The following is a 22,317-nucleotide window of genomic DNA, read 5'->3' as shown; positions in this document are numbered from 1 at the left end:
CCCCCGTAGGAGCCCGCCGTGCCGGACACGCCGACCTTCGCCTGCGGCGAGGTCGCCCTGCTGCGGGCCGCCGTGCGACCGGCCCGCTCCCTGCCCGAACACCCCTCCCCGCAGGACAGCGACCCCGCCGCACAGGACACCGCCCCCGCCCCGCAGGACACCGACCTCGACCAGCTGCGCGCCGCACTCCGCGACGGGCTGCTGCGCGAGGCCGTCGCCGTTTCCAGCCCCTCGCTCAGCCGGGTGCTCGACCTGGTCGAGGCGGGGCTGCCGATCCGTCCCAAGCAACAGCGCAAGGCGGCCCGGGCGCTCACCCGCTACCGGTTGCGGATGTCCGACCGGGCCACCCCGTTCGGTCTGATGGCCGGGGTCGCCACCGCCCGCTTCGCCGACCGGCCCGCCGTGCGCTGGGGCGGGCGGCCGCGCAAGTCCGCCCGGCCCGACCAGCAGTGGCTGACCGGGCTGGTCGCCGCGCTGGAGCACGAGTTGCCGGTGCTGCGCGGGCTGCGGGTGACCGCCAACGACCTGTGCCGGGTGCGCGACGACCGGCTGGTGCTGCCCTACCTCCCGGTGCCGGGCGCCGAGCAGCGCACGGCCGGGCGGGAGCTGTCGATCCGCCGCACCGCGGCGATCCGCACCGTGCTGGCGCACGCCGCCGAGCCGCTGCCCTGGACGGAGCTGCACCGCGCCGTGCTGGCCGCCCACCCGCAGGTCGAGGCCGCGGCGGTGGACTGGCTGCTCGGCGAACTGGTCCGCACCCAGATCCTGCTGACCGACCTGCTGCCGCCGGCCGCCGAGCCGGATCCGGTCGGGCACCTGCTGGCCCGGCTGCCCGACCTCCCAGTCAAGGCCGAACTGCTGGCCGTGCAGGCCGACTTGGCCGCGTACCAGGGCACCGCCCCCGGTGCCGGACTGCCCCGCTGGCGGGCCCTGACCGAGCGGATGCACCGGCTGCACCCGGCCGAGCGGCTGGTGCAGGTCGACCTCGGCCTCGACGTCGAGGTGCGGCTGCCGCCTGCCGTCCGCCGGGAGGTCGAGCGGGCCGCGGACGCCCTGTGGGCGGTCTCGGCGGGGCGTCCGGGCCCGGCGCACCTGCGGCAGTACCACGAGGACTTCCTGGAACGGTACGGCCTGGGCCGCGCCGTGCCGCTGCTCGAACTGCTCGACCCCGAACGCGGCCTGGGCGCGCCCGCCGGCTACCGGCTGCCGCGCAGCACCCGGGCGCTGCGGCCCGACGAGCCCGCCGACCCTCGCGACCAGCTGCTGCTGGCCCTCGCCCAGCGCGCCGCGGCCGACGGCGAGCGCGAACTGGTGCTCGACGCCGCGCTGCTGGCCCGGCTCAGCGCCAGCACCGGCACCGCGCCGCCCTCCCTGGACCTGCTGGCCGAGCTGCGGGCAGCCTCTCAAGAGGCGCTCGTGGCAGGCGAGTTCACCCTTGTGGTGAGCGGCATCGGCGCCACCGCCGGGGCGATGGCGGGCCGCTTCGCCCCGGTCCTGGGCGAGGCCGGCCGACCGCTGACCGAGACGGTGCGCACCCTGCCCACCGACAACCCGGAGGCCGTCCGCGCCCAGCTGGCCTTCCGCACCCCGCGCGCCCACACCGGCAACGTGGCCCGGGTACCGCAGCTGCTGCCGTACGCCATCACGCTCGCCCAGTTCGCCGACCGGACGGACCCGGCCGTCCTCGGCATCGACGACCTCGCGGTGGTCGCCGACCACGACCGGCTCGCGGTCGTCTCCCGCCGGCTCGGCCGGGAGGTGGTGCCGACGCTGCCGCACATGCTGGCCACCGACGTCCACGCGCCCAACGCCGCCCGGCTGCTGGACGAGCTCTCCCGCAGCGGCGCCGGCAGCTGGCCGCGCTGGCGCTGGGGCGCCGCCGACGCCCTGCCCTTCCTGCCCCGGGTGCGGTACGGGCGTACCGTGCTCAGCCCGGCCCGCTGGCTCCCCGAGGAGCCCGCGCTGCGCGACGCCGCCGTGCCGTACCGGCAGTGGTGCGCGCGGCTGGCGGAGTGGCGGCGGCGCTGGCGGGTGCCGCGCGTGGTGCGGAGCGTCAGCGAGGACCAGCGGATCACCCTCGACCTGGCGGACGACCGCCACCGGGAACTGCTGCACCACGCCTGGACCACCTCCGCCGACGGCCACCTCCAGGAGGTGCCGCCGGAGCCGACCGGCTGGCTCGGCGAGGACGGCCGCAGCAACGAGCTGGCGTTCCCGTTGATCCGCCGCTCCCCCGGGACGGCCCGCACCCCGGCCGTGGCCCCGCCCCGACGCCGCACGGTGCACGGCCCCGGCTCCTCACCCTGGCTGTACGCCAAGCTGTACTGCTCCACCGCCCGGCAGGACGAACTGCTCGACCGGCAGCTGCCCCAACTGCTGGCGGAGCTACCGGCGGCGGTCGACCGCTGGTTCTACATCCGCTACCTCGACCCCCGGCCGCACCTGCGGCTGCGCTTCCACGGCGACCCGACCGCGCTCTGCGCCGAACTGCTGCCCGCCCTCGGCGCCTGGGCCGACCGACTGGCCACCGCCGGCCTCGCCGAGCGACTCGTCCTGGACGGCTACGAACCCGAACTGGAACGCTACGGCGGCCCGGCCGCGATGGCGGCCGCCGAGCGGGTCTTCGCGGCGGACAGCCGCTCCTGCCTGGTCCAGCTGCGACTGCTGCGCGAACGCCGCCTGGATATCGCCCCGTTGACCCTGGTGGCGGCCAACTACGTCGATCTGGCCCACCACTTCGGCGACCTCGGACTGCTGACCCGGCTCCACCGAGCCACCGAACGGCACCAACTGCTGCCGGCCGTAAGGGAACAGGCGCGCGCCCTGATCGACCCCAGCGGCCACTGGACCGCACTCGGCCGACTGCCCGGCGGCAGCGAACTGCTCGCTTCCTGGGACGAACGGGCGGCCGCCGTGGCCGCCTACCGCACCCGCCTCGCCGAACGCTGGAGCAGCACCGACACCGCACTCGGCGCGCTGCTGCACATGCACCACAACCGGCTGATCGGGGTGGACCGCACCGGCGAGGAACGCTCGCTCGCGCTGGCCCGGCGCACCGTCCGGGCGTACCACGGGCGGCTGGCCGCGCTCGGCGAGGCCGGACCGGCACGCGGCCCGGCCGAAGCGGTACTCGGCGCGGCCGAGACGATCGAATGAGCCCGTCCACCGACCACGCCACCACGACCGCCACCGCCACCGCCACCGCCACCGCCGAGCGACCCGCCGACCCCGCAGGAGCGGCCGCATGAGCCCGTCCACCCACCACGCCGACACCATCACCCCGCTGCGCGAACGCGCCGCCACCGCCGTCGCCGCCACTGCCTCCCGGCTCGCCGACCCCGACCGGGTGGCCGCCGCGCTCGCCGCCACCGGCCGCCGGTGGGAGCCGAACGGCCTGGCCGGCGGCGCCCCCGGCATCGCCCTGCTGTACGCCGAACTCGCCCGCTACGACGACACGTTCCGCAACACGGCGCACACCTGGCTCGCCCTCGCCGCCCGCTCGGCCCGGACCGCCGCACCCGGTACCGGGCTGTACGACGCGGTGCCCGCGCTCTGCTTCGCCCTGCCGCGAGCGGCCTCCGGCCCGCAGGACTACCGGGCGGCCCGAGCCCACCTGCGCGGCGAGACCGCCGTCCTGGCCGGGCGGCTGGCCCGGCGCGAGCGGCAGCGGATCGCCGACGGCACGGACCACCCCGCACTGGAGTCCTACGACCTGATCTCCGGCCTGGCCGGGCTCGGCGCCGTCCTGCTCGACCAGGACCGCCCGGCCACGGAGGAGGCCCTGCGCGGCCTGGTGGCGCTCAGCGAACCGCGGGCCGGACTGCCCGGCTGGTGGGTCGCCCAGGACGTCCACCGCTACCGCGCCGTCACCCCCGGGCTGGGCCACGCCAACCTCGGGCTCGCACACGGCGCCCCGGGCCCGCTGGCGCTGCTCGTACTGGCCTGGCGGCAGGGGGTAAGGGTGCCGGGGCAGGCCGAGGCGATCACCCGGCTGGCGGAGTGGCTGCTCGGCGAGGTCCGGACGGACCGGGCCGGGCCCTGGTGGCCGTCCACCGTGGAGCTGACGCCCGGAACAGCGCGGGAACCCGGCCGCCCGTCCTGGTGCTACGGCACCCCCGGCATCGCCCGCGCTCTCCAGCTCGCCGGCCTCGCACTCGACGTCCCCTCCTGGTGCCGCACCGCCGAGGAGGCGCTGCTGGCCGCCCTGGACCGCAGCGGCGAGGCCCTCACCGACGCCGGGCTCTGCCACGGCTGGGCCGGACTGCTGCAGTGCAGCTGGCGGATCGCCCAGGACGGCACCGACCGCCGGACAGCCGAGCGACTCCCCGCCATCGCCGCCCGAATGCTCCAACTCACGGACTCGGACGGCCCGTTCGGCTTCGTCGGGCCCCGGACCAGGAACGGCTGGACGGACGACCCGGCCGGCTTCCTCACCGGCGCCGCCGGAGCCGCCCTCGCCCTGCACACCTTCGCCACCGACCGCGCCCCCGCCACCTGCTGGGACCGGGCCCTACTGCTCGCCTGACCGCCGCCACCACCCGATCGCCCACTCGCCACTCGCCCACGACGACCCGTCCACCGCCCTCGCCCGCATCCTCCGGCCCGCCCCGCCGCCCGCGACCACGACCGGATGCCCGCCGCCGCCCGGGTGCTCGGCACGCTGTACCAGCACGCGCGGGGGCCGGGCCTCCAAGGTCGCCGGTCTCCTGGCACTGATCGAGGCGCTGCTGGCCGATCCCGAGCTGGAGGCCCTCCGTCTGCCCTGGACGCCCTGACCGTCCGGGGCCGGCGGGCCTGGCGGGAATCGTCACCTCCGTGTCCTTGCCGCCAACCGGGCCCGCGGCCAGGCTGGAGGGGTGACCAGCCCGCGCATCGTCTTCGCCGTCTTCCCGGACTTCCAGATCCTCGACCTGACCGGCCCCCATGAGGTGTTCACCCAGGCGGGGCGGCTGACCGGGGGCGTCGTCATCGACACCGTGGCCGCCACGCCCGGTCCGGTGCCGGCCAGCGGCGGTCTCGCCGTCTCCCCGACCCGGACGACCGACGAGTTCGACGCGGCCGACCACCCGGTGGACACCCTCATCGCCGTCGGCGGTTCGGGTGTCCACCGGGCCTGCGAGGACGGCCGGTTCGTCGACTGGTTCGCCCGCACCGCCCGCCGCTCCCGGCGTACCGCCTCGGTGTGCAGCGGCGCCTTCCTGCTGGGCGCCGCCGGGCTGCTCCACGGGCGGCGCGCGGTCACCCACTGGTCGTGCTGCGCCCGGCTGGCCGAGCTCCACCCGCTTGCCACCGTCGACCCCGACCCGATCTTCGTCCGCGACGGCGAGCTGTGGACCTCGGCCGGGGTCACCGCCGGTCTGGACCTCGCGCTCGCCATGGCCGAGGCCGACCACGGCCCGGAGGTCTCCCGCACGATCGCCCGCCACCTGGTGATGTTCGTCCAACGCCCGGGCGGCCAGGCGCAGTTCAGCGCCCAACTGTCCGCCCAGCGACCGGAACGGGCGCCGCTGCGCGAGATCCTCGCCTGGATCGCCGACCACCCCGACTCCGACCTCGGCGTGCCCGCCCTGGCCGCCCGTGCCGCGATGAGCGAACGGAACTTCACCCGGGTCTTCCGGGCCGAGACCGGCCGTACCCCCGCCTCGTACGTCGAGAGCGTCCGGATCGAGGCCGCCCGGCGGCTGCTGGAGACGACGGCCGCCACCCTCGAATCCGTCGCCCGCTCCTGCGGCTTCGGCACCGTCGAAACCCTGCACCGCGGCTTCAAGCGCACCCTGCACGTCACCCCCGGCGAGTACCGCCGGCGCTTCTCCGCCCACCCCGTCCACGCCTGAAAGGCCCGCCCATGCGCATCGCCATCCCGCTCTTCGACGGATTCACCGCACTCGACGCCGTCGGCCCGTACGAGGTTCTCCGGATGCTGCCGGAGGCCGAGGTCCTCTTCGCCGCCGCCGCTCCGGGCGTCCACACCGACGGCGCCGGCTCGCTCGGGCTCCTCGCCACCGCCTCCTTCACCGACGTCACGGCGGCCGATGTCCTCCTCGTCCCCGGTGGCCCGGGCGCCCGCCGCGGGCTCACCGACCGGCCGCTGCTGGACTGGATCCGCCGCATCGACGCCACCAGCACCTGGACCACCTCGGTCTGCACCGGCTCCCTGCTGCTCGGCGCGGCCGGCCTGCTCGACGGCCTGGCGGCCACCACCCACTGGAGCGCCGTCGACACCCTGGAGTCGTACGGCGCCACCTACACGGCGCAGCGGGTCGTGGAGCAGCCCGGCGGCATCGTCACCGCCGCCGGTGTGTCCTCGGGCATCGACATGGCGCTGCGGCTGGCCGAACTGATCGCCGGCCGGGTGCCCGCCGAGGCCTTCCAGCTCGCCATCGAGTACGACCCCCAGCCGCCCTTCGACTCGGGCTCCTACGCCAAGGCCTCCCCTGAGGCGAAGGAGTACCTGGCACACCGTCCGCACCGCTCCGCCGCGCGACCGCAGGGCCGTCCGTAAATCGGTTGAACGCCGGCCGGGGGGCCGCCAGTCTTGCCCGGTGACTCTGGACCTGGCCCCCTACGACCTGACGTGGGCCGACGTGGACCCCGCCCGCCACCCCTTCGACCACGACGACGCCGACCGGGTGGTCCGCGCGCTCGGCCCGGCCCGCCGGGCGCCCGCCCGGCCCGACTTCTCCGTCCTCGACCCCGCGTCATCCGCGTGGCGCACGGACGTGGCCACCCCGTGGACCGACGCGGTGTCCCACGCGCTGGCGCGGCACTACGGCCGGTGGGCGCTGGGCTGGCGCTGGTCGGTCGGCGAGGCGGACCTCGACGGCGGGCCGGTCGGCTCCTGGTGCTGCACCTCGCACTCGATCTCCACCCCGGAGGAGACGGTCGAACGGGTCGTCGCCTCGCTGTGCGAGTGGCGCGACTGGCTGGAGCTGCTCGCCGGCCGGTTCGAGGCGTACCCGCTGGATCCCGCCGACATCGACGGCCAGCGGATCCTCTGGGAGCGTGCCGTCCGGAACCTGATCCAGCAGGTGAGCGACTTCACCGGTCACGAGAGCGCCTGGTACGGGCACTGCGCACTCGTGCTCACCTGGTTCCTCGAGCGCTGGGGATTCGAACCGGTGGCCGCCGAGCGGCTGGTCCGGCAGGCGATCGGCGGCCGGTTCAAGAGCTGGACCGCCCCGGACCTGGTGCTGATCGACGACGTCGCCGAGCGGATCGCGCGCTCGCTGCGCCCGGAGGACAGCGGCACCCGGCCGGACGGCCCCGCCCCGGACCACCTGGCGGACTGGCTCGCCCTACGGGGGGCCGTCGCCTGGCCCGAACCGGCCGCGGCTGCCGCGGGCGGACCGGTGACCCCGGCCCGCGACGGCGCCGCCGGGTCCATCCGCGCCTTCGACGGCGCCATCGACCCCGCCCGGGCGAACGGCCTGCTGGCCGCGCTCGAACTGCTGCGCGCCGACGCCGCCCGCGGTGCGGGCCTCGACTTCGAGCTGATCCGGCGCTGGCAGCAGCGCGTCCTGGGCGCCCCGCAGCCGCCGGGGTTCCGCAGCCTGCCCGCCTTCGCCAAGGAGGGCCGGGAGCGTTACGGCGTCGGACCGGACACCCGGGCCCGGTTCGACACCTGCCTGGCCGAGAGCACGCCGTCCGGCGAGCGCCCCCTCCCGCTGACCGCCCGCGCCGCCCGCGCCTACCTGGATGTGTGCTTCTTCCACCCCTTCGACGACGGCAACGCGCGCTGCGCCTTCCTCGCCCTGGTCTTCGTCCTGGCCCGCGAGGGCGTCGCGCTGGACAGCGTCGACCACCTGCGCCGGATCAGCTACCGCGCCGCCGACCCGTCGGCCCCGGTGTTCCTCACCAACTTCCTCAACTCCCACCTCGCGGAGACCCGCCGCCGGGCAGTCTGAGCACCCCCGCCGGTGCGCACCGGCCCTTTCAGCGGTACCAGGACCGGATCGCCGCCGCGCTCTCCCGCACATCGGCGTGCCCGGCGCGGATCCGGGCGGCCAGCTCGACGGCCTCCTTGGGCTCGGCGGTCACGATCACCCCGGAGGCGCTCAGGTAGGAGGCGGCGACCACGGCGGCGAAGTGCTCGTTGGCGGACTCCAGCGCCGGGACCCGGATCAGCTGGTGCATCAGCGCGGCCGCGCGCTGGTGCACGGCGCCGTACACCGGCACGTCCATGACCTCGTCGGCGTGCCGGGCCACGGCCGCGGCCAGGGTGCCGTAGTCGGCGACGTCCGGGTCGCTCGGCAGGAACTGGTGGGCGATGTCGAGCAGCCACGCCCGGTCGATCCGCAGGATCACGCCGCGTCCGCCGCGGTGTCGCGGGTGCTGCGCGGGTAGGGGCCGAACTCCTCCTCGAAGGCGGGCCCCCAGGCCTGGGCGAAGTGGGCGGCGGCGGTCAGGAACCGCTCGCGCCGCTCGTCCGCCTCCTCCGCCAGCACCCTGCGGGCGTAGTCCGGCAGGCTCATCCCGGCGGCCTCCGCGCGCTGCTCCAGGGCCTCGTGCACGGCGTCGTCCAGTCGGACGTTCAGCTGCTTCATGGCGGTGAGCGTAGCCGCCGCTACCGCCTGCTACAAGGCGGCCGGGCGGCCTCAGAACACCGGTGGCCGCCCCAGCCGGGCCATCCGCCACACCGTGGCCCAGCGGAGCGGGCGGCGCGGCGGGCACGGGGTACGGACGCCCTCCAGGAAGCCGGCGCACCACGCCCGCAGCCCGGCCGCCGGCGGACGTCGGCTCACCGTGTAAAGCGTCCAGGAGGCCAGGTAGAGCGGCACCAGCGGGGCCGGCAGGTGACGCTTGGCCAGCCAGACGCGGTTGCGGGCGGTCCGGCGGTAGTAGCCGGCGTGCCGGGCGGGGTCGGTGCGCGGGTGCCGGAGCAGCAGATCGGCGCGGTAGTGCACGGCCCAGCCGGCGTCGAGGACGCGCCAGGCGAGGTCGGTCTCCTCGTGCGCGTAGAAGAACTGCGCGCAGAACTCGCCCACTTGGGCGAAGACGTCCATCCGGATGGCATGGCCGCCGCCCAGGAAGCCGGTGACCTCCCCGGAGCGCAGCGGGTCGGCGGCGCCGAGGCGCGGGACGTGCCGGCGCTGGGTGTGTCCGGTCTCGTCGGCGATCCGGAAACCGACCACGCCGAGCCGCGGGTCGTCCTCGAAGGCCTCCCGGACCAGCCGGAAGGTGTCGCTGCGGGGCAGCAGTCCGTCGTCGTCCAGGTTCACCACGACGTCCACGCCGCCGAGCCGGCGCAGCCGTTCGACACCGGCGTTGCGGCCGCCTGGGATGCCCAGGTTCTCCGGGAGTTCCACCGCGTGCACCCAGGACGGGAGTTCGGGCAGCCGGACACCCTGGCCGAGGACCACGACCGTCGCGCCGCCGCCTTCCTGCGCGGCCACCGAGTCGAGCAGCGCGCGCAGTTCCCGCGGCCGGTCGCCCATCGTCAGCACCACCACGCCCAGCGTCACGCCCATCCGCCGCCGCTTCCTATCCGCCGTTCTCCACCCGGACCGCCCCGACCACCCGGACCTCCAGCGCGGGCCAGTGCGCCGCCCACCGGCCCAGCCGCTCCGCGTCCACCGGGCCCTGCGGGAGCAACGAGGCATCCGGGTGGAAGGTCACGCAGGTGCCGGTGGTCCCGTCCGGCTCGACCGGCTCCAGGCCGGTGACCGGCAGGCCGTGCTCGTAGCGCTGGGTCCAGGCACCGTTGAGCCGGCGGTTGGTGTGCAGCAGTCGGGTGCTGAGCGCCGCGACCACGGACATGCCCCGGCGCGGGTGCCCGTCCGGGAGCGCTTCCGCCTCCGGGTGGTCGAAGAAGCGCAGGTCCTTGGTCGCCATGACCGGCTTCTTCACCGCCTCGCCGCGCTCGTCGACCCTGGTGTCGGTGCCCCGCCCGTCGTCCCGGACGGAGACCGCACCGTCGGCGTGCAGGGTGACGACGCACCGGCCGCCCCCGCGCGCGTCCGCCTCGTCGGCGGCGTACGCCAGCACCTCCAGCGCCAGGTGCGCCGCCCCGCCGGGTGCGAAGCGCGCCGCGTCGGCCCGGATCCCTGCCAGGTGCTCACCGTCCACGGCGGCGGCCCAGTCATGCGTGGTGTTGCTCCAGGTGCCCCTGCTGGTTCCGTCCATCCGCAGAGTATGCGTCACCGATGCCACACAGATGGAGTGGGGCCGCTCACGCGAGACGACCGAACGTTCCGAACTCACCGGTCGGACCGGATCCGGTTTCTGCGCACGCCCCCACCGTTCCCGCTCCTCGTCCGTCCGATCACCTCACCCCGTACCCGGACCGACGAGCACGACCGGGCGGACAGTTCCTGGCTTCCGAACCGGCCTCCTTCACGACCGCCGGCCCACCGGAACCGTGGTGCACGGGGACCGGCGAGATTCCGCTTGCGGACTTACCGACGTCTGTCGGATTGCCGACCTCAAGCGGGCTGCACGGTCCTTCCCTGCCTTTGGACGGGGGGTGGACCGAGTTGTCCGCCATGTTGCGCCACTGCTGGGCTGCGACGCCCTGCATGAGCCGGTCGTTCAGGAAGCCCGGGGGCCAGCAGGTCCGCTCGTTGGCCTCCGCTCCGGAGAGCGAGGCGATGACGGTCGTGTCGCTCCAGCTGAAATCCGCGTCCTGGAGCAGGGCCCCTTCGAGGTTGGCTCCTCTGAGCTCGGCCGCCGTCACACGCGCTCCGATCAGGTTCGCGTTCCTGAGGTTCGCGCCGGTGAAATCAGCTCCCCGGAGATCGGCGTCACGGAATTCGAAGCCGCTGAGATCCTGGTGCTTGAAGTCCGCGTCCCTCAGGACCTTGCCGCTGAAGTTCAGTCCCTTGATCGAATGAGCATGCGAGTCGAACCCTGGGATCACAGAGGCGATCGCCACATCCGCCCGCCAGGCCGCCACCTCTTCGGACTTCCCGATGGCCTGCTGGAGGAACATCACCGAGAGCCCGACCGCGAAACCAGCGATCAAACCGCCGCCCACCCCGGAGAGCACACTGCTCTCGGCCTGCTTCTCCCCCGTCAGGGCGGGGTGGGCTGCAAGCCGCCAGGCGAGAACCGCAAGGAAGAATCCCGCGAGAACCAGGATTCCTACCAGTATCCATTGCCAAGGGCTGATTCCAGGCATGGGAGACCACAATCTGCGCACGTCACAGTCGAGTTCCGCCGACTGCCTATCGGGGCACGACCCGCACCCGTATAGACCCCGTCTCCACCAATACCAGTCCACGCCGGGCCCCGCCACCGCAGGCCGGTCGGCTCGGCCGCCCCGGCGCCGACCGCCGGGGCGGTTCGGATGCCGCCCGAGGCGGGGCCCGCATCGGGCACTCCTCGTCGAGCACTCCTCGCCGGTGGTCGGCGTTCGCAGCCGCGAGGCATCCCCGCCACTTCCACGAGCACAAGCGTGCCGAGGGCAAGCGCCACAGCCAGGCCGTCCTCGCGCCGGTCCCGTCGACGAGTGAACGTCCCACGAGCCCTGGTCCATGACGGGAGGTACTACGAGCAAGCGCTCTTTCTCACGTCAAGGACTTGACCGCGTTCATCAGGAAGTGACCAGGCGGCGGCCGCTGATCTCGGCCGGACGGATCCGCACCCAGCGGGGCCGGTCGCCGCCCGCCCAGGGAGCCGCGCCGGGCAGGCCGTCCAGGCGCTCGACTTCCTCCGGGTCGTCCACGTAGCGGGCCCTGCCGACGGCGAGCACGCTCCAGCCCCGGCCCAGGTACTCGTCGATGCGGTCGACCTGGAAGGACACCTCCGCGCCCGGTTCCGGGGCGGTGCCGGCGCGTTCGCCGGTGCGGTAGGCGAAGGAGGCCCGGTCGACCACGTAGTTGACGGGGTAGACGGCCGGGCCCGGGCGCACCGGCAGGGCGATCCGGCCGATCCCGTGGGTGCCGACCAGCTCCCAGCACTCGCCGTCGGTCAGGCCGAGCAGCCGGGGCCGCGGGCCGGGCGCGCCCTGGCCGGGCGGGGCGTCGGCGCGGCCCTCCAGGAGTTCCTCCCGGCTGGCGCCGAGGGCGGCGGCGATCCGCACGAACCCGCCGGGGTCGAACTCGGGCCCGGCTTCGAGCAGATGGCGCAGGTACCGGGGGGCCATCGCCGCCTGGTGGGCCAGGGCGTCCTCGGTGAGGCCGAGCCGCTCCCGGCGTTCGGCGATCCGGTGGGCCACGGCGGTGGGGTCGGGATCGGAGGTCTCGTGCACGGTGGTGGCTCCTCGGCTCGCCAAGGGGGTGCCCGGACCGGTGTCCGGGCGGTGACCAGGCCGGATACATCCAAGCGTCCGACTCGCGCCAAGTCGAGGAACAGCAGGGCCCCGTGCGTGTCGACGGCCGCCGCTGGTGGCGGGAACCCCGACCTCGATCCCCCGTCCGCCGCCTGCGATCATCCCCCTGACGCGGAATCATGTCCGCTTCGTTCAACGGGGAACAACGGGGAAGAAGGAGAAACATCCGTGATCGTCGTGACGGGCGCCACCGGTACGGTCGGGTCGAAGGTCGTCGTGGGGCTGCGGGAGCGCGGCCAGGAGGTGCGGGCGCTGGTGCGCGCCGGGTCCGCAGGCCCGGCCGAGTGGGACGCCGAGGTCGAGCGGGTCGCCGCCGACTTCACCGACCCGGCGTCGCTGGACGCCGCCCTGGACGGGGCCGACACCGTCTACCTGCTGGTCGCCGTGCACCCGGAGATGGCCCGGCACGAGCAGAACGTGATCGACGCCGCCGTCCGCACCGGCCGCCGCCCGCGGATCGTGCTGCACGCCGCCGCGGGCATCGAGTACCGGCCCGAGGGCGTGCGCTTCGTCGGCGCCCACCTGGCGGGCCTGGACCACCTGAAGGCCTCCGGCCTGCCGTGGACGGTCCTCGGCCCGAACGGCTTCTACCAGAACTTCCTGGGCACGGCCCCGACCGTCAAGGCCGGCCACCTGGCCGTGCCCGGCGGCGAGGGCGCGGTGTCGTACGTGGACGCCCGGGACGTCGCGGCGGCCGCGGTCGAGGTGCTGGCGACGGAGGGCCACGAGGGCGCGGCCTACACCCTGACCGGCCCGGCCGCGCTCACCCACGGCGAGCTGGCCGAGCAGCTGGGCACCGCCGCGGGCCACCCGGTCGCGTACGCCGCGCTCACCCCCGAGGTGGCCCTGGACGGCCTGCTCAACCTGGGCTGGGACCCGTGGCGCGCGGAGGGCATGGTCGAGTTGTACGGGCTGTACGCGTCCGGTCAGGCCTCGGCGGTGACTTCGGACATCGAGAAGCTGACCGGCCGTCCCCCGCGCTCCTTCGCCGAGTTCGCCGCCGAGCACGCGGACGCCTTCCGCGCCTGATCCGGTGCCGCCCGGGGCGGGTTCGAGACAGGTTCGGGGCGGGTTCGGGACGGGTTCGGGGCGGACCACCGCCCCGCCCCGCCCGGACCCCGCCCCCGCAGTCGTCCCGGTCCGTCGACGCTGCGTCAAGCTCCCCCCGCACACGCCTTACCGTGCGCTCCGGCCGGGCGCATACTGTGCTGCGCGCGGCGAGCGCCCGGCGACAGGGCCATCCCGGACCCGGCCCGGCCGCACCGCGACGGGGAGAAGGTAGATCAGGCGTGGCAGTACTCGTGATCGTCGTCGTGGTCGTCCTGCTGTGGCTGGTGACCGGCGTGCGGGTGGTGCAGCAGTACGAGCGCGGCGTGGTGTTCCGGCTGGGCAAGGTGCGCGGCCAGGTCCGCGAGCCGGGGCTGACGCTGCTGGTGCCGGTGGTCGACAAGATGCGCAAGGTCAACGTCCAGGTGGTCACCATGCCGGTGCCCGCCCAGGAGGGCATCACCAAGGACAACGTCTCGGTGAGCGTCGACGCGGTGCTGTACTTCCGCGTGGTCGAGCCGATCCGGGCCACCGTGGACGTGCAGAACTACGGCTTCGCGATGCTGCAGGTCGCCCAGACCTCGCTGCGCTCGATCATCGGCAAGAGCGAGCTGGACGACCTGCTGTCCGGCCGGGAGAACCTCCACCACGGCCTGGAGGTCATGCTGGAGAGCCCGGCGACCGGCTGGGGCGTGCACATCGACCGGGTGGAGATCAAGGACGTCAGCCTGCCCGACTCCATGAAGCGCTCGATGGCCCGCCAGGCCGAGGCGGACCGGGAGCGCCGGGCCCGTATCATCACCGCGGACGGCGAGTTCCAGGCCGCCGCCAAGCTCGCCCAGGCGGCGAGCATGATGGCCGACACCCCGGCCGCGATGCAGCTGCGCATGCTGCAGACGGTGGTCGAGGTCGCGGCCGAGAAGAACTCGACGCTGGTGCTGCCGTTCCCGGTGGAGCTGCTGCGCTTCTTCGAGGCCTCCACCGCCCGGCTCGCCGAGGGCGCGACCGCGCCCGAACCCGCCGAGGCCCCGGCCGTCCCGCCGCAGGGCGGCGCACCCACCGTCCAGGCCGACGACAGGTGACGTCCGGCCGGCCCGGGAAGTTCCCGGGCCGGCCATAGGTCAGCCCTATGACGTCATAGATCGGAACCGCCTACACCTCCGCGCGCGCAGCCGGTTGGCTGCAAGGGTCCAGACCACTATGGCCTGTCCTCGAACTCCTGTCCGCGGGAGTCCCAGGACAGGCCGCAGGTCCGCTGCGCCCGCCCGGAGGATTCGCCCGCATGACCCGCTCGATCCGAGTCGCCATCGTCGGAGCCGGCCCCGCCGGGATCTACGCCGCCGACGCCCTGCTCAAGTCCGACGCCGCCCAGGCACCCGGCGTCTCGATCGACCTGTTCGAGCGGATGCCCGCCCCGTTCGGCCTGATCCGCTACGGCGTGGCCCCCGACCACCCGCGGATCAAGGGCATCGTCACCGCCCTGCACCAGGTCCTGGACAAGCCCCAGGTCCGGCTGTTCGGCAACGTCGACTACCCGACCGACCTCACCCTGGACGACCTGCACCGCCACTACGACGCCGTGGTCTTCTCCACCGGCGCGATGGCCGACCGCGCGCTCGACCTGCCCGGCATCGACCTGGACGGCTCCTACGGCGCCGCCGACTTCGTCTCCTGGTACGACGGCCACCCGGACGTCCCGCGCACCTGGCCGCTGGAGGCCGAGAAGGTCGCCGTCCTCGGTGTCGGCAACGTCGCCCTGGACGTCGCCCGGATCCTCGCCAAGACCGCCGACGAGCTGCTGCCCACCGAGATCCCCCCGAACGTGTACGAGGGCCTGAAGGCCAACCGCGCCGTCGAGGTCCACGTCTTCGGCCGCCGCGGCCCCGCCCAGGCCAAGTTCAGCCCGATGGAGCTGCGCGAGCTCGACCACTCGCCCACCATCGAGGTCATCGTCAACCCCGAGGACATCGAGTACGACGAGGGCTCGATAGCCGAGCGCCGCGCCGTCAAGCACGTCGACCTGGTCGCCGCGACCGTCGAGAACTGGGCGATCCGCGACGTCGGCGACCGCCCCCACCGGGTGTACCTGCACTTCTTCGAGTCCCCGGTCGAGGTCCTCGGCGAGGACGGCAAGGTCGTCGGCCTGCGCACCGAGCGCACCGAGCTGGACGGCACCGGCAACGTGCGCGGCACCGGGCGGCACACCGACTGGGACGTCCAGTCGGTCTACCGCGCCGTCGGCTACTACTCCGACGAACTGCCCAAGCTGCCCTTCGACCCGGTCTCCGGCACCGTCCCGCACCAGGCCGGCCGGGTCCTGGACGGCGACGGCTCGCACGTCCCCGCCGTGTACGTCACCGGGTGGATCAAGCGCGGCCCGGTCGGCCTGATCGGCCACACCAAGGGCGACGCCAACGAGACCGTCGCCTGCCTGCTGGAGGACCACGCCACCGGCCGGCTGCCCGGCGCCGCCGAGCCCGACCCGGCGGCCATCGAGGAGCACCTGCGCGCCCGCGGCGTCCGGTTCACCACCTGGGACGGCTGGAAGCAGCTCGACGCCCACGAGCGCGAGCTCGGCCGGGCCGAGGACCGCGAGCGCGTCAAGGTCGTCGAGCGCGAGGAAATGCTCCGCAACAGCGGGGCCTGAGTCCCGGCCTCCGGGACTGGACCGCGGGCTCCGGGCCCGCGCCCGGCGACGGGGCCCGGTTCAGGCCCGGACCACCGGCAGCAGCACCTCGTCGACGATCGCCGCCGGGTCGAGCTCCACGGCGCCTCCGCCGCACATCTTGATCCGGTACAGCATCAGCGCCGGCACCACGTCGGTGACCAGCGGGGTGACCGCCCCGGGGCGCACCTCGCCCCGGGCGGTGCCCCGGTCGAGCACCTCGGCGATCAGCGCGGTGGTGGGCTCGACCACCCGCTGCTGCACCAGCTCCAGGAAGACCCTGGCGCGCTGGTGATCGATCTCGCTCATGATCGCGCGGACGGCGGCGCCCAGTTCGCTGAACATCGCGGTGCGCAGCCCGGCCACCACCTCCAGGAGGTCCCCGCGCAGGCTGCCGGTGTCGGGGGCCGGCCGGGCCGGGGGCAGGCCGGCCCGCAGCGCGTCCATCACCAGCTCCTCCTTGGAGGACCAGCGCCGGTAGAGGGCGGCCTTGCCGGTCTGCGCGGCGGCCGCCACGCCCTCCATGGTGAGCCGGGCGTAGCCGTCGGTGGTGAGCTGCTGGAGGGTCGCCCCGTAGATCGCGCTCTCCAGCGCCTCACCGCGCCGGCGGACCGGGGCGGTCGCCGCCGCCGCGCGCACGGTGCCGCCCTGCGTGGTTCGGGCTTGAGCGGTCATGGCCGCACACCTCCAGGGGTTCCCTGTTCACCAGGCCTACGGCCAATGTTAGTGAACGAACCCGTTCCCTCCCAAGGACCCCGCACGACCGGCCGCCGGGGCGCCGCCGCACCCGGGGGCCGCAGGGGTCGGCGCAGCGGTCCGCCCGGTACGGTCGGGATACCGCCCGTTCAGGTGACTCCCGGGCGCTGCGGGCCGGGGCGCCGGAGGTGGTTCCGCTACCAACGAGGGACCACCCGCCCCACCGAAAGGCAGCCCCACCATGGCCGTCCACACCACCTTCGACCGGAGCGCGACCGGCTACAGCCTCGCCCACGCCTACAACCTGGCCAAGGCCGCCGACCTCGCCTACCAGGACGAGGCCACCATCGACCGGCAGGCCCGCGACTGGGGCTTCGACACGGTGCGCCACCACGAGACCCGCTTCACCCCGCCGTTCCCGCTCCAGGACACCCAGGCCTACACCATGGCGAGCGACCGGATGATCGTCGTCGCCTTCCGCGGCACCGAGCCCAAGGAACTGCGCGACTGGCTCACCGACTCCACCACCCCGCCCTGGCCCGGCCCCGGCGGCACCGGTTACGTCCACTACGGCTTCGCCGAGGCCCTGGAGTCCGTCTTCCCCGACGTCCGCAAGGCCGTCACCGAACTGCGCACCGGCGACCAGACCGTCTGGTTCACCGGCCACAGCCTCGGCGGTGCCCTCGCCATGCTCGCCGCCGCCCGCCTCGCCCTGGAGGAGCCCCGGCTGACGGCCGACGGCGTGTACACCTTCGGCCAGCCCCGCACCTGCGACCGGCTCCTCACCGCCGCCTACGACAAGGCGCTCAAGGGCCGCAGCCACCGCTTCGTCAACAACAACGACGTCGTCGCCCAGCTGCCGCCCGAGCCGGCCTTCACCCACATCGAGGCCCTGCACTTCATCGACTCCTCGGGCACCGTCCAGCAGGGCTCCGGCGGCCTCCTCTCCGGCGTCGTCAACCGTGCCAAGGTCCTCGGCTCGGCCGCCTTCGAGCCCACCGGCGAAGGCATCCGCGACCACTTCATGCGCAACTACCTCGCGGCCCTGGAGAAGAACCTGTGACCGGCGGCCGCTGATCCTCGACGGTGCAGGGGCCGACTCCCACCGCGGGTGTCGGCCCCTGCGACACGCCTGCGGGAGAGCCGAGTTCACCGGCCCCGCTGCTCCGTCCGCAGCTCGGCCGCGCTGCCCGTCCGGGCACGCCGCGCCCTCCTCGCGCCGGACCGGCCACGGCCGACACGCGGACGGCACGCCGTGCGGGGCGGGCCGCCCCCGGCGAGACTCGGTCGCAGGACGGCGGCGGGACGCGCCCCGGGAGCGCGAAACGGAGGCGGTCATGCCGGAGCTGCCGGACACACCCGAGCGGCAGGGCGGTGGCCCCGCCCTTCACGAGGTGCTGCTGCACCGGGGTTACCTCGGGCTGCTGCTGGTCGCGGCGCTGGTCGGGGTCCCCGTCTCGCTGGTCGCCTTCGGGTTCGCCGGCCTGGAGCACGAGCTGCAGCACTGGATCTGGGAGAGCCTGCCGGACGCCGCCGGCTTCGCGCGGGCGCCCTGGTGGTGGCCGCTGCCCGCGCTGGCGCTGGCCGGACTGCTGCTCGCCCCGGTCGTCACCCGGATGCCCGGGCGCGGCGGCCATGTGCCGGTGGACGGGCTCGGCGGGCCGCCCAGCCCGCCGCGGGACGTCCCGGGGGTGGTGCTGGCCGCGCTGGTCTGCCTGCCGCTGGGTGCGGTGCTCGGCCCGGAGGCACCGCTGATGGCGCTGGGCGGCGGCCTGGCGCTGCTCGCCGTGCGGGCGCCGGCCCGGGCCCGGAACCCGCGCGTGGTACCGGTGCTGGGTGCGGCGGGGGCCTCGGCGGCGATCTCGACCATCTTCGGCAGCCCGCTGGTGGCGGCGGTGATGATGATCGAGGCGGCCGGGCTGGGCGGCCCGCAGCTGGTGGCGCTGGTCCTGCCCTGCCTGCTCGCCAGCGGTATCGGCGCGTTGGTGTTCACCGGTTTCGGGCACTGGACCGGGCTGGCCACCGGCGCGCTGTCGCTGCCGCACGTGCCCGCGTCCGCCACACCGGACCCCGGTGACTTCCTGTGGGGCGTGCCGCTGGCCGTCGCGGTCACGGTGGTCTGTGTGGCGGGGCAGGCGCTGGGCCGGCGGGTCAAGGCGTTCACCGGCGGCACCGGCGCCCGGCGGACCGCTCTGCGCACCGTCGGCTGCGCGGTCGCGGTCGGCGGCTGCATCGCCGCCTACGCGCTGATCACCGGCCGCTCGCCGGAGGAGGCCGCGCTCTCCGGCCAGGTCACCCTGGGCGCGCTCGCGGCCGACCCGGCCGCCTGGCCGGTGGGCGCGCTGCTCGCGCTGGTGCTGTGCAAGACGCTCGGCTGGGGCATCGCGCTGGGCAGCCTGCGCGGTGGTCCGATCTTCCCCGCCGTCCTGATCGGTGCCGCCCTCGGGGTGGCCTGCGCCCCGCTGCCGGGCCTGGGCACCGCGCCGGCGCTGGCCGCCGGGCTGGCCGCCTCCTGCACGGCGGTGACCAGGCTGCCGGTCACCAGCACCGTGCTGGCCGCGATGCTACTGGGCGGGCAGGCGGCGAACGCGATGCCGCTGCTGATCGTCGCCGGGGTCACGGCCTTCCTCACCGCCGAGCTGCTGCGCGGACGGACCCGGCACACCCGGAGGACCCCGGCACCGGCACGGGTCGACCGGGCCTGACGCCCCCGTCCGGCGGGCTTGTCAACGTTCGGCGCCACCGGTACCCGTACGGGGGACGGCAGGTGAACAAACGCCGATTCCCCGGTGCCCCGCCCGCCCCGTGAGCGATAACGGAGGTGCACCTGCCCGCCCCCACCCGAGGAACCGCCCGATGCCGATCAGCAACTACGGCGTGCTCGCCGCCACCGCCGTCGACCGGCGCCGCGAGGGCGCCACCGGCACCCCGCACTACCAGATCCACCTGCGCGACGCCGCCGGCACCGACTACCGCGCGGCCGTCAACGTGCTGTCCCAGCAGGCCCCTTCGAACCTGCTCTACCTGGCGGACGAGGACTTCCGGCACCCGGTCACCGCGCTGCTCCCGGCCGCCGGCAGCGGCTGGACGGCGCTGGACTCCCGACCGGACACGGCGAGCCTGGACTTCGTCCGGGGCAAGCTCTTCGACCGCACCGCGATGCACGTCCTGCCGCCCGACCTGCCGGGCCCCGGCAACGACCTCGCCGACCTGCTGGACCGCTACGTGCAGCGCGCGATCGCCGACCGGAGCGCCGCCCTGTACGTGTTCGGCCAGCGCTTCGGGCCCGAACCCGGCGTCCCGGACAAGGTGTTCGGCTTCCTGCCTGGCAACGGCGTGCACGACGTCCACATGAACCAGGGAAACAGCGGCCAGTTCCGCAAGGACGACGGGGTGTACCAGGACGGCGGCCTGCTGATCCACCTGCCGGCCGAGAACCGCTGGACGGCGGTGTTCCTCGCCTTCCAGTCGCAGTCCTGGCACACCGACGACCGCACCGGACACGCCCTGCCGGTCTCCGTCCCGCACCCCGCCCGGGAGCCGGAGCGGAGCCCCAGCAGCCAGGCGTAGCACGGCGGTCGGGTGCCCGGGGCCGGCGGCCGGTTCACTTCGCGATCGGCGGATTGGGCCGGGTCAGCCCCCGGTCGTAGGCGAAGATCACCGCCTGCACCCGGTCCCGGGCGCCGATCTTCGACAGCACCCGGCTGACGTGGGTCTTGACGGTGGATTCGGCCAGCACCAGCCGCTGGGCGATCTCGCTGTTGGTCCAGCCCCGGGCGATGGCCACCAGGATCTCCCGCTCGCGCTCGGTCAGCGCCTCCAGCCGAGGGTCCTCCACGGGCGCCGCGCCGGCCGGGCGGACCGGCAGGTGGTGGGCGTAGGCGTCGAGCAGCCGCCGGGTGATGGCGGGGGCCACCACGGCGTCGCCCTCGGCGACGGCCTGGATCCCGGCCAGCAGTTCCTCCGGCCGCGCGTCCTTCAGCAGGAAGCCGCTGGCCCCGGCGCGCAGCGCGGCGTGGGCGTACTCGTCGAGGTCGAAGGTGGTGAGGACCAGGATGCGCGAGCGCCCGCCCCCGGCGACGATCCGGCGGGTGGCCTCGATGCCGTCCATGCCGGGCATCCGGATGTCCATCAGGACGACGTCCGGCCGCAGGTCGGCGGTGAGCCGGACGGCCTCGGTGCCGTGCGCGGCCTCGCCGACCACCTCGGTGTCGGGCTGGCTCTCCAGCAGCATCCGGAAGCCGTAGCGCTGGAGTGGCTGGTCGTCCACGATGAGGACGGTGGTCACGGGTGGCCGCCTGTCGGGTCGGGGGTGAGGTCCAGGACGGCCTCCACGGTCCATCCTGCCCCAGGGCCGGGGCCCGCCGTGACCGTCCCGGCGTACAGGGCCGCGCGTTCGCGCATCCCGGCCAGGCCGTGCCCCTCGCCGTCGGGGCGCACCGGGCGGGCGCCGCCGGGCGGGCCGCTGTCCTGGACGCGCACCCGCAGCCGGGTGGCCTCGGCGGTCAGGGTGACGTGCGCCCGGGTGTCCGGGCCGGCGTGCTTGAGGGTGTTGGTGAGCGCCTCCTGGACGATCCGGTAGGCCATCAGCTGGACGCCGCGGTCCAGTCGGTCCGGGTCGCCGCCGACGGTGTACACCACCTGGGGGCCGGCGGCGCGGATCCGGGCGCACAGCCCGTCGAGGTCGGCGATGCCGGGCTGCGGGTTGAACTCGGCCTCCTGGTCGGCCTGGTCGCGCAGCACGCCGAGCATCCGGCGCAGTTCGCCGAGCGCCTGCCGGCTGGTCTCGCCGATCAGCTGGAGGGCCTCCCGGCCGCGCTCGGGGGAGGCCTGGGCGGCGTAGGCGCCGCCGTCGGCCAGAGTGACGATGACGGACAGGTTGTGGCCGATGATGTCGTGCATCTCCCGGGCCACCCGGGTGCGTTCGGTGGCCGTGGCGAGCCGGCTGCGCTGGTCGCGCTCGATCTCCAGCCGGGCGGCGCGCTCGCGCAGCCCGGCCAGCTGGGCGCGCCGGACGCGCACCGCGATGCCCAGGGCGACGGCCGCGGTGGCGGCGCTGACCAGGAAGAACAGCGCGTCCCCGACCGGCAACCCGCCGCCGGAGACCTCGACCGCGACGAGCGCCATCGCGCCGGCCATCGCCACACAGGACCACGCCAGGTGCCGCAGCCGGCCGTGCAGCGCCAGACTGTAGAGCGCCACCAGCAGGGCGGCGTCGGCGCGCAGGCCCACGCCCAGCGACCACTGCAGCACGAACACCGCCATGATCGCCGCGAAGGCCACGGCGGGCCGCCGGCGGCGCCACAGCAGCGGCACCACCAGGCCCGCCTGGAGGGCCAGGGTGGCCGGCAGCGGCGGCCGGACCAGGTTGATCCGGTGCTCGTGCGGGCCGCCCTCGCCGCGGCCCGAGAACTCGCCGTGGCCGGGGACGAGGTCGGGCAGGCAGAACACCAGGAACGCCGCGACCACCACGGCCGCGTCCAGCACCCACGGGTGCCGGCGGTCGGCCTCGCGCAGCCGCTGGCCGATCCGGGCCAGCCGGCCGAACAGGGGGTGGCCGGACAGCGCGTCGCCGGCCGCCGACGGGCCCGCGGGGGTGGCGTGGTCGTCCTCGCTCACCGGTGGTTCTCCCTGCTGGTCG

At 74.9% G+C, this 22,317-nt stretch carries 20 protein-coding genes; 11 read left to right on the top strand and 9 right to left on the bottom strand.

The genetic code is table 11. From position 1 onward, the window contains the following. Nucleotides 1-18 precede the first annotated feature (18 nt). The 5 genes from ACFWIS_RS09385 (at nt 19) to ACFWIS_RS09365 (ending at nt 7,904) form a co-directional block, all read left to right on the top strand. Nucleotides 19-3,156, top strand: a complete 3,138-nt coding sequence (locus ACFWIS_RS09385; RefSeq protein WP_380452032.1) for a lantibiotic dehydratase — start codon at nt 19-21, stop codon at nt 3,154-3,156. An 88-nt stretch (nt 3,157-3,244) separates the two neighbouring features. Further along, on the top strand, nt 3,245-4,525 hold the full coding sequence (locus ACFWIS_RS09380) for a lanthionine synthetase C family protein (protein ID WP_380452034.1): 1,281 nt from the start codon (nt 3,245-3,247) through the stop codon (nt 4,523-4,525). 331 nt (nt 4,526-4,856) lie between these two features. Further along, entirely contained in the window at nt 4,857-5,834 is a 978-nt protein-coding gene (locus tag ACFWIS_RS09375; protein WP_380452036.1) for a GlxA family transcriptional regulator, read from the top strand. Nucleotides 5,835-5,845: 11 nt separating this feature from the next. Further along, nucleotides 5,846-6,502 carry a DJ-1/PfpI family protein gene (locus ACFWIS_RS09370; protein ID WP_380452038.1) on the top strand — a complete coding sequence of 219 codons (657 nt, stop codon included), beginning with the start codon at nt 5,846-5,848 and terminating at the stop codon, nt 6,500-6,502. 40 nt (nt 6,503-6,542) lie between these two features. After that, nucleotides 6,543-7,904 (top strand): Fic family protein, encoded by a 1,362-nt coding sequence (locus ACFWIS_RS09365; RefSeq protein WP_380452040.1) that lies wholly within the window; start codon nt 6,543-6,545, stop codon nt 7,902-7,904. A gap of 28 nt (nt 7,905-7,932) precedes the next feature. On the opposite strand, the gene ACFWIS_RS09360 is transcribed toward ACFWIS_RS09365, so the two are convergent. The 6 genes from ACFWIS_RS09360 to ACFWIS_RS09335 form a co-directional block, all read right to left on the bottom strand. Beyond that, the gene (locus ACFWIS_RS09360) at nt 7,933-8,304 is read right to left on the bottom strand and encodes a fic family toxin-antitoxin system, toxin component (RefSeq protein WP_380452042.1); all 372 of its coding nucleotides are present in this window, start codon (nt 8,302-8,304) and stop codon (nt 7,933-7,935) included. Continuing rightward, entirely contained in the window at nt 8,301-8,543 is a 243-nt protein-coding gene (locus ACFWIS_RS09355) for a plasmid mobilization protein (protein WP_380452044.1), read from the bottom strand. The genes ACFWIS_RS09360 and ACFWIS_RS09355 overlap by 4 nt, the downstream gene beginning before the upstream one ends. A 51-nt stretch (nt 8,544-8,594) precedes the next feature. Beyond that, a complete protein-coding gene (locus ACFWIS_RS09350) occupies nt 8,595-9,467 on the bottom strand; it encodes a glycosyltransferase family 2 protein (protein ID WP_380452046.1) in 873 nt (290 codons plus the stop codon). A gap of 13 nt (nt 9,468-9,480) precedes the next feature. Then, nucleotides 9,481-10,122 (bottom strand): ATP-binding protein, encoded by a 642-nt coding sequence (locus ACFWIS_RS09345; RefSeq protein WP_380452048.1) that lies wholly within the window; start codon nt 10,120-10,122, stop codon nt 9,481-9,483. A gap of 139 nt (nt 10,123-10,261) precedes the next feature. Continuing rightward, complete coding sequence (locus ACFWIS_RS09340) at nt 10,262-11,116, bottom strand: pentapeptide repeat-containing protein (protein WP_380452050.1); 855 nt, start codon at nt 11,114-11,116, stop codon at nt 10,262-10,264. Between the two features lie 414 nt (nt 11,117-11,530). Further along, nucleotides 11,531-12,187: a helix-turn-helix domain-containing protein gene (locus ACFWIS_RS09335; RefSeq protein WP_380452052.1), complete on the bottom strand. Its 657-nt coding sequence runs from the start codon at nt 12,185-12,187 to the stop codon at nt 11,531-11,533. 249 nt (nt 12,188-12,436) lie between these two features. On the opposite strand from ACFWIS_RS09335, the gene ACFWIS_RS09330 reads away from it, so the two are divergent. The 3 genes from ACFWIS_RS09330 (at nt 12,437) to ACFWIS_RS09320 (ending at nt 15,962) form a co-directional block, all read left to right on the top strand. After that, entirely contained in the window at nt 12,437-13,297 is an 861-nt protein-coding gene (locus ACFWIS_RS09330) for an NAD(P)H-binding protein (protein ID WP_380452055.1), read from the top strand. Nucleotides 13,298-13,557: 260 nt separating this feature from the next. Then, nucleotides 13,558-14,397, top strand: coding sequence for a slipin family protein (locus ACFWIS_RS09325; RefSeq protein WP_380452058.1), 840 nt, complete (start codon nt 13,558-13,560; stop codon nt 14,395-14,397). A 200-nt stretch (nt 14,398-14,597) separates the two neighbouring features. Then, nucleotides 14,598-15,962, top strand: coding sequence for an FAD-dependent oxidoreductase (locus tag ACFWIS_RS09320; protein WP_380452061.1), 1,365 nt, complete (start codon nt 14,598-14,600; stop codon nt 15,960-15,962). Nucleotides 15,963-16,022: 60 nt separating this feature from the next. Here the strand turns inward: ACFWIS_RS09320 and ACFWIS_RS09315 are convergent, their stop codons facing one another. After that, nucleotides 16,023-16,655 (bottom strand): TetR-like C-terminal domain-containing protein, encoded by a 633-nt coding sequence (locus ACFWIS_RS09315; RefSeq protein ID WP_380452063.1) that lies wholly within the window; start codon nt 16,653-16,655, stop codon nt 16,023-16,025. Nucleotides 16,656-16,917: 262 nt separating this feature from the next. Between ACFWIS_RS09315 and ACFWIS_RS09310 the strand changes: the two genes are divergently transcribed. From ACFWIS_RS09310 to ACFWIS_RS09300, 3 genes are all read left to right on the top strand, one after another. Then, nucleotides 16,918-17,739, top strand: a complete 822-nt coding sequence (locus ACFWIS_RS09310; protein WP_380452065.1) for a lipase family protein — start codon at nt 16,918-16,920, stop codon at nt 17,737-17,739. Nucleotides 17,740-18,013: 274 nt separating this feature from the next. After that, on the top strand, nt 18,014-19,381 hold the full coding sequence (locus ACFWIS_RS09305) for a chloride channel protein (protein WP_380452067.1): 1,368 nt from the start codon (nt 18,014-18,016) through the stop codon (nt 19,379-19,381). 151 nt (nt 19,382-19,532) lie between these two features. After that, on the top strand, nt 19,533-20,246 hold the full coding sequence (locus tag ACFWIS_RS09300) for a DUF2278 family protein (protein ID WP_380452070.1): 714 nt from the start codon (nt 19,533-19,535) through the stop codon (nt 20,244-20,246). Between the two features lie 34 nt (nt 20,247-20,280). On the opposite strand, the gene ACFWIS_RS09295 is transcribed toward ACFWIS_RS09300, so the two are convergent. Together ACFWIS_RS09295 and ACFWIS_RS09290 are read right to left on the bottom strand one after the other, a co-directional pair. Then, nucleotides 20,281-20,964, bottom strand: a complete 684-nt coding sequence (locus tag ACFWIS_RS09295; protein WP_380452073.1) for a response regulator — start codon at nt 20,962-20,964, stop codon at nt 20,281-20,283. Beyond that, nucleotides 20,961-22,295 carry a histidine kinase gene (locus tag ACFWIS_RS09290; RefSeq protein ID WP_380452076.1) on the bottom strand — a complete coding sequence of 445 codons (1,335 nt, stop codon included), beginning with the start codon at nt 22,293-22,295 and terminating at the stop codon, nt 20,961-20,963. Before ACFWIS_RS09290 ends, ACFWIS_RS09295 begins: the two co-directional genes overlap by 4 nt. Nucleotides 22,296-22,317: the final 22 nt, after the last annotated feature.

The sequence above is a fragment of the Kitasatospora sp. NPDC127060 genome, assembly GCF_042724935.1.
Classification (GTDB): Bacteria; Actinomycetota; Actinomycetes; order Streptomycetales; family Streptomycetaceae; genus Kitasatospora.
Note: the sequence above shows the minus strand (reverse complement) of the source record. Positions and strands in the feature narration are given on the sequence as shown.